General features: G+C 71.0%; 5 protein-coding genes. 4 read left to right on the forward strand and 1 reads right to left on the reverse strand.

The annotated features are described in order from the left end of the window. The coding region (gene ispD, locus RIF93_RS17895; RefSeq protein ID WP_309092809.1) for a 2-C-methyl-D-erythritol 4-phosphate cytidylyltransferase at nt 1-828 on the reverse strand (828 nt) is incomplete at its 3' end. Between the two features lie 91 nt (nt 829-919). Between ispD and dusB the strand changes: the two genes are divergently transcribed. The 4 genes from dusB to RIF93_RS17915 all read left to right on the forward strand — a co-directional run. After that, entirely contained in the window at nt 920-1,927 is a 1,008-nt protein-coding gene (gene dusB / locus RIF93_RS17900) for a tRNA dihydrouridine synthase DusB (protein ID WP_309092810.1), read from the forward strand. After that, entirely contained in the window at nt 1,924-3,042 is a 1,119-nt protein-coding gene (locus tag RIF93_RS17905) for an ATP-binding protein (protein WP_309092811.1), read from the forward strand. Before dusB ends, RIF93_RS17905 begins: the two co-directional genes overlap by 4 nt. Further along, nucleotides 3,039-4,460 (forward strand): nitrogen regulation protein NR(I), encoded by a 1,422-nt coding sequence (gene ntrC / locus RIF93_RS17910; protein WP_309092812.1) that lies wholly within the window; start codon nt 3,039-3,041, stop codon nt 4,458-4,460. Before RIF93_RS17905 ends, ntrC begins: the two co-directional genes overlap by 4 nt. Before the next feature lie 81 nt (nt 4,461-4,541). Further along, the coding region (locus tag RIF93_RS17915; protein WP_309092813.1) for a HAMP domain-containing protein at nt 4,542-6,133 on the forward strand (1,592 nt) is incomplete at its 3' end.

Here is a 6,133-nt window from a genome sequence, read left to right on the forward strand (position 1 = left end):
CGCGATGGCGCCCAGCACAGCGTCCGTGAGCGCGTGCAGGCCGCAGTCCGCGTCCGAATGCCCGATCAGCCCCACGTCGTGCTGGATTCGCACCCCGCACAGCCACACGACCTCGCCCGGGCCGAACCTGTGGGCGTCGATGCCGTGGCCCGTGCGCACGATCCGCCGCCCCGCGGCCAGCTGCTCCGCCAGCAGGAAGTCCTGCGGGTAGGTCAGCTTCATCAGCATCGGGTCGCCGGGCACCATGGCGACGGTCCCTCCGGCGCGCTCCATCACCGAGGCGTCGTCGGTGGGCTCCTCTCCGGTCGGCCAACTGCGATAGGCGGCCTTTAGCCGGCCCAACCGGAACGCCTGCGGCGTCTGCGCCCGCCAGAGACCGTCGCGCGACACCGTCTCGTCCACCAGGCCATCGCCGCGCTTCAGGGTGTCGGGAACGGGCAGGGTGGGGATCGCCCCGTCCGACACGTCCAGCGCGGCCAGCAGGCGCTCGACGTGCTCCTGGGTCACGAACGGCCGCGCCGCGTCATGGATCAACACCGGCTGGTTGCGGTTGGCGGTGACGGCGGCGAGGCCTGCCTGGACCGACTCGGCGCGGGTCTTCCCGCCGGTGACGGCGCGCCAGTTCACCAGCCCGTCCAAGGCCTCGTCCACCTGGGACAGGCGATCGCGGGCGACGACTACGACGACCTCGCGGGCGCCGGCCGATAGCAGGCCTTCCACAGACCAGCGGACGAGCGGACGCCCGCCCACGCTGCGCCAGGCCTTGGGCTCGCCCGGGCCGGCCCTCAGGCCCGCCCCCGCCGCGACAACGACCGCCGAGAAACTCATGGGCTCCGTCTTAGAAAACTGCGCCGCTTTGTTCCAGCTTTACGGCGCCGCACAATTTGCCTAAAAAGTCGGCGGTGGGGATGAGTAGAAAATGAGCAACACGCTCAAGGTTGGCAATGTCGAGGTGGGCGGCCGGGCGTGGATCGCGCCGATGACCGGCGTCTCCGACCTGCCGTTCCGCAAGTCGGCCAGCGCCCAGGGCGCGGCTTATGTGGCCACCGAGATGGTAGCCTGCGCCGAGTTCTCCCGCGGCCGTCCCGACGTGGTCCGCCGGGCGGCGGTGGGCGAGGGGCTGCCGCTGATGGTGGTGCAGCTGGTGGGCCGCGACCCCGAGCACGTCCGCAATGGCGCGCGCTTGGCGGTGCGGGCTGGGGCCCAGATCGTCGATCTGAACTTCGGCTGCCCGGCGAAGGAGGTCACCGGCGTGCTCTCGGGCTCGGCCTTGATGCGCGAGCCGGACCTTGCGGCCGAGCTGATGGCTTCCGCCGTGGAGGCGGTGGACGTTCCGGTCACGGTCAAGATGCGCCTGGGCTGGGACGAGGCCTCTAAGAACGCGCCCGAGATCGCCGCCCGCGCCGAAGCGCTCGGCGTCAGCGCCGTGACCATCCACGGCCGGACGCGATGCCAGTTCTACAAGGGCGCGGCGGACTGGAGCGCAGTGAAAGCCGTGAAGGACGAGGTCTCGATCCCGGTGATCGTTAATGGCGACATCGTCGACGGGGCATCCGCCAAGGCCGCGCTGGCGGCGTCCGGCGCCGATGCGGTGATGGTCGGCCGCGGGGTCTACGGCAAGCCGTGGATCGCCGCCCAGATCGAGGCCGAGCTGGCCGGCCGGGCCTACGAAGAGCCGGACGTCCACGCCCGGCTGGACATCGCGCTCTCTCATCTGCGCGACAGCCTAAGGTTCTACGGCGACCGCCTGGGCCTGCGGATCTTCCGCAAGCACCTGGCCGCCTACATCGACAATGCGCCCTGGCCCGCCGACACCCAGGCCCGCCGCGAGGCGCGCGCCACGCTCTGCCGCCTCGAGGACGCCGCCGAGGTGGAGCGGGCCCTGGCGGCCCTTTGGGGCGCGCCCGACCATAGGCTGGCGGCATGAACGGGAACACACGGACGCGCGCGACGGGCCGCGACCCCGACGCGCTGAAGGCGGCGGCCTTCGACCTCAGCCCCGATCCTTCGCTCGTGGTGGACGCCGACGGCGCGCTGGTGGCGGTGAACGAGGCGGCCGAGGCGCTGTTCGGTCAGGGCCTGGGCCTCCTGGCGCGCGGCCGCTTCCGGGCCGCCCTGCCGCCGGGCTCCGCCCTGGTGTCGCTGCTGAACCGCGCCATCGACGAGGGCGCGCGGGTCCGCGAGCGGGGCGTTCACATCAGCCTGTTCGGGCTGCCGCCCTTCGAGGCCGACGGCGCCGCCGCCCCGCTGGAAGATGGCTCCGTGCTGCTGACGCTGACGGTGAAGTCGGGTCTGGGCGTCGAACGCGCGCCGACCGAGGCTGCCGGCCTGCGTTCGCTGGTGGGGCTCGGCCGCATGCTGGCCCACGAGATCAAGAACCCGCTGGCGGGGATCCGCGGCGCGGCCCAGCTCCTGAAGTCCGGCGCCAAGGCCGAGGACGCGCCGCTGGCCCAGCTGATCGTCGACGAGACCGACCGGGTGAAGCGCCTGGTTGAGCGTATGGAGGCCTTCTCCGACGACGCGCTGCCGACGCTCAGCCCTATCAACATCCACCAGATCCTGGATCGGGTCCGGGCGCTCGCCGCCAACGGGGTCGCCGACGGCCTCAGCCTGCGCGAGCACTACGATCCGTCGCTGCCGCCCGCGCTCGGCGACGAGGACCAGCTGATCCAGGTGTTCCTGAACCTCGTGAAGAACGCGGCGGAGGCGGCCCATGCCCGCGGAGACGGCCGCGGCGAAATCGTCATCCATACGGCCTACCGCCACGGCGTCCGGGTGAGGGCGGCCAGCGGCCAGGCCTTGCGGGGCGCGCCGCTCGAGGTCCGCATCCAGGACAATGGGCCGGGAGTCCCCGAGCACATCCGCGAAAGCCTCTTCCAGCCCTTCGTCAGCTCGAAGCCCTCCGGCGCGGGGCTGGGCCTGGCGCTGGTCGCCAAGCTCGTCGCCGGTCACGGCGGCCTCATCGACTTCGAATCCGAACCCGGCAGGACGGTTTTCCGCGTCCTGCTCCCGATCGCTCCCGGCGAGGACGTCTCCGCATGAACGCCGCTTCGAAGAAGATCCTGATCGCGGACGATGATTCCTCGATCCGCCTGGTGCTGAGCCAGGCGTTCACCCGCCTGGGCTACCAGGTGCGGGCCACCGGCAACGCCACCACCCTGCTGAAGTGGGTCTCGGACGGCGAGGGCGACCTCGTGGTCACTGACGTGGTCATGCCGGACGAGAACGTCTTCGATGTCCTGCCGCGCATCCGCAAGCAGCGGCCCAAGCTGCCGGTCATTGTGATGAGCGCCCAGAACAACCTCATCACCGCGGTCAACGCGGCCGAGGTGGGCGCCTTCGAATACGTCCCCAAGCCGTTCGACCTGGACGACATGACCTCGGCCGCCCGCCGCGCTCTGTCGCGGCCGGCCGACGGCGAGGCGGCCAAGGCTCAGGCCCGCGCCGTGCGCGACGACCGCTTGCCGTTGATCGGCCGCTCGGGTCCGATGCAGGACGTCTATCGCACCATCGCCCGCCTGGTCGGCGCGGATCTGACCGTCCTGATCACCGGCGAGAGCGGCACCGGCAAGGAGCTGGTGGCCCGCGCCCTGCACGACATGGGCCGTCGGCGCGACGGGAAGTTCGTTGTCATCAACCTGGCCGCTACGCCGCGCGAACGAGTCGAGACGGAGCTGTTCGGCAAGGAGGACGGCGACTATGGCAAGCTCGTCGAGGCCGATGGTGGCACCCTGTTCCTGGACGAGATCGGCGACATGCCGCTGGACGCCCAGACGCGGCTCCTTAGGGTCATCGACGGCTCGGAGCCGACGCTGAACCCCAGGACCGGCCGGCGGCCGAACATGCGGATCATCGCGGCCACGAACCGCGACCTGCGGGCGCTGATCCAGCAGGGGCTTTTCCGCGAGGACCTGTTCTTCCGCTTGAACGTCGCGCCGCTGCGCCTGCCGCCGCTGCGCGACCGCGCCGAGGACATCCCGGACCTGGCCCGCGCCTTCCTGTTGCGGGCGAACCGGGAGGGACTCCCAGCCAAGACGATCGACGCCGCCGCTCTGGAGCGGCTGAAGCGTCACCCTTGGCCCGGCAACGTGCGCGAGCTCGAGAACCTGGTCCGTCGGGTTTGCGCCCTCTACGCCGAGGACCTGATCACCGCGCGCATCGTCGAGAAGGAGCTGGCCGACCAGCAGCCGGTCGTCCAAGGTCAAGAGGGTCCGGCCACGCTCGCCCAGTTGGTCGAGCAGAAGCTGTCCGGCTACTTCGCCGACCAGCCCGACGGGATACCGCCGCCCGGTCTGTATGATCGGGTGCTGGAGGAGGTGGAGCGGCCGCTGATCCAGCTGACGCTCGCCGCGACCCGCGGCAACCAGGTACGCGCCGCTGAGATCCTGGGCCTGAACCGCAACACCCTGCGCAAGAAGATCCAGGACCTGGGCGTCGAGATGAGCCGCGGCCGGCGCTGACGCGACCGAGGTGCGACGTGTGCAGCGTCGCCGCAACATAGCTGTTGAGTTTAGGGCACAGTCCCTTAGGCTCTATGGCTAATGGCGTTGCTCAACAGTTCCGCGTTCGTGCCGCCGGCGATCGCCTGGGCGCGCCGGTCGCTGCAGTCGAAGGTGGTGCTGGGGATCGGCTACGGCGTGGCCGTGGGCCTGACGGCGCTGGCCATCGTCCTGGCCGCCGCGCCGCCGCAGACGGGCCCGCTGGGCCCCGCCAGCCAGCTGATCCTGACGCTGCTCGGCCTGAACCTGGTGATCATCCTGCTGCTGATGACGGCGGTGGGCCTGCGGATCGCCGACCTCATGCGAGCCCGGGCGCAGGACGCCGGCGCCCGGCTGCACGTGCGATTTGTGCGCTTGTTCGCCCTGGCGGCGGTCGTCCCCGCGGCCGTGGTCTTCATCTTCTACGGCGTGCTGGTCAGCCGCGGCGTCGAGAACTGGTTCTCGGAGCGGGTGCAGACGGTGGTCGAGAACGCCGCCACCGTGTTCCGCTCCTACGTCGACGAACAGACCCGCTACATCGTCGAGCACGTGACGCCCATGGCCGCCGACCTCAACCGCGAGGCGGGCGCCCTGCAGGCCAATCCCGACCAGGTGAACAGCTATCTGGGCGCGCTGGCCTCGTACCACGCCTTCCCCGCGGCCTATCTGGTGGACCGCGAGGGGCGCATTCTCGCCAAGGCCGAGAGCGCGGATGCGCCGCCCTATGTCGCCCCGCCGCCGGCCGGCTTCGACGCCGCCGACCAGAACGAGATCTATGTCCCGGACTTCGCCGGGGCGGACGTGATGCGGGGCCTCTATCGGCTGAACGCCTACGACGACGTCTACCTCTACATCGCCAGGCCCCTGCGCGAGGGCATCATCAGCTACCTGCGCCAAGCCGAGGGCTCGCTGGTTTCGTACCGCGACGTCGCCCAGAACCGCGAGCGCATCCAGGCCATCTTCGCCCTGAGCTACGCCGAGACGGCGCTGCTGGTGCTCGTGGGGGCCGTGTGGCTGGGCCTCGCCGCCGCCAACGCCATCTCCGCCCCGGTCGCGCGCCTGGTGCAGGCGGCGGGGCGCGTCGCCGGCGGCGACCTGGACGCGCGTGTCGACGCCGAAAATGATCCTGAAGAGATCGCCGTCTTGTCTCGTGCTTTCAACAGCATGACGCATGATCTTCAGGCGCAGCAGGAAGCCTTGCGCCGGGCCGGCGAGGAGGCCGAGAGCCGCCGCCAGTTTATCGAGACCGTGCTGGCCGAGGTCAGCGCCGGCGTGATCGGCCTGGACCGCCGCGGCCGCATCTCGGTCGCCAACCGGCAGGCGGCGCTCCTGCTGGCGCTGCCCGGCGACCACGGCCGCGGAAGAAAGCTGGACGATGTCGCACCCGAGTTCGCCGAGGTCGCCGCCAACGCCGGCCGCGGCGGCGAGGCCGAGGAGGAGGTGGACGTGGTTCGCGGCCGCGACAGCCGTCGCCTGCGCGTCCGCGCCAGTCACAGCGAAGGCGGCCTGGTGCTGACCTTCGACGACATCACGCGCCTGGTGACGGCCCAGCGGAACGCCGCCTGGCGCGACGTCGCCCGCCGCATCGCCCACGAGATCAAGAACCCGCTGACGCCGATCCAGCTCTCGGCCGCGGCGGCGTCGGAAGCGACACT

Origin of the sequence: Phenylobacterium sp. (genome assembly GCF_031181185.1) — a bacterium.
In the GTDB taxonomy this organism is placed as follows: Bacteria; Pseudomonadota; Alphaproteobacteria; order Caulobacterales; family Caulobacteraceae; genus Phenylobacterium.